This is a genomic window from Mesorhizobium sp. M7A.F.Ca.US.006.04.2.1 (assembly GCF_004022915.1).
GTDB classification, from domain to species: Bacteria; Pseudomonadota; Alphaproteobacteria; order Rhizobiales; family Rhizobiaceae; genus Mesorhizobium; species Mesorhizobium ciceri.
Genome location: NZ_RZQA01001293.1, coordinates 1 through 1,168 on the forward strand (window position 1 = coordinate 1; position 1,168 = coordinate 1,168).

2 protein-coding genes are annotated in these 1,168 nt (G+C 59.8%); one reads left to right on the plus strand and one right to left on the minus strand.

The features are described 5' to 3' along the window. Positions 1-481, minus strand: a 481-nt coding sequence (locus EN925_RS36745) for an SDR family NAD(P)-dependent oxidoreductase (RefSeq protein ID WP_128337413.1), incomplete at its 3' end; no start/stop codon positions are given. 207 nt (positions 482-688) lie between these two features. Here EN925_RS36745 and EN925_RS36750 point away from each other — a divergent pair. Beyond that, positions 689-961, plus strand: coding sequence for a hypothetical protein (locus EN925_RS36750; RefSeq protein WP_013533191.1), 273 nt, complete (start codon positions 689-691; stop codon positions 959-961). Positions 962-1,168 lie beyond the last annotated feature (207 nt).

Genomic DNA, 1,168 nt, shown 5'->3' on the forward strand with positions numbered 1-1,168 from the left:
GGGCTCCCTCTGGCGACAGCGGATTCCATTGCCCGCTTTTGATGTCGCTCGCCTTGCGCCGGGCATTGTCGATGCGCCGGCCGTCTGGCGTTGCATAGAGCCCTTCGCCATAGACGCTCATCGACGAGGCGACGACGATCCGTTCGACCGGGTGCTTGATCAGTGCTTCAAGTAGCGTTGCGGTGCCGAGATCATTGGCGCCGACATAGCGCGCGATCTCGTACATCGATTGTCCGACACCGACTTCCGCCGCCAGATGAATGACCGCGTCAACACCTTCCAGCGCACCGGCGACCGCCTCCCGGTCTCGGACATCACCCTTGATCAGTTCGGTCCCGGCGGGAAGCGCGACGGCTTCGCCCGCATGCACCTGCTCCAGCAGCGCATCGAGGATGCGAACCGAATAATCCTGCTCGACGAGTTCCTGTGCGACATGCCGGCCGATGAAGCCGCAGCCTCCTGTAACCAATATGCGTTTCACGACGACTCCTCAGACCAGTAACCTCGGCGCCCCGAACTTTTCGGCAAAAGGTTTGTTCCCTTGCTTCAACAAAGTTCCTTTGGCGGACTTCGTTGGGAGCCGGCATCGCGATCACGGCGCGGTGCTGGAACATTGACGCCCTTGTGCTGTTAGGACGCCCGACAGCCCGCGTGTCCCATGGAGCAACGCCGATCAAAGGAGATTTCAATGTCTCAGTCGCAAACGACCACCGACCACGACGAAATTCGCAAGTGGGCCGAGGAGCGGGACGGCCGGCCGGCAGTGGTGCGCACAAAAGGCGAGGGCGGCATCCTGCGGATCGACTTCGGTGAGCCTGAGGAAGCATTCGAGCCCATCGAATGGGACGAGTTCTTCCGGATATTCGACGAGAACGATCTGGCCTTTCTGTATCAGGCCAAGACCGGGGAGGGGAAAGCCAGCCGTTTCAACAAATTCGTCGAGCGCGATCAGAAGGACTGATGAGACAAGCCAAGCGGCTGATCTGTACGGCCCAGTTGTCGAGATGTGGTCAACAATGACGGCCCCGCGGCTTAGCACTTCAGCCTGAGAGGGAGGGTAAAATTAATGCATCAGGTTTGCGCCGCGGGTTTTCGCCATCTCTCGCATGATGCCGTTGAGCCAGTTTTCAGTGGATTGACCAGGCTGTCTGCGGTCGACATCCCGGAT

Bases quoted from the DNA above. Each gene is read 5' to 3' on its own strand.
- EN925_RS36750 (WP_013533191.1), top strand. From the start codon at position 689: ATGTCTCAGTCGCAAACGACCACCGACCACGACGAAATTCGCAAGTGG.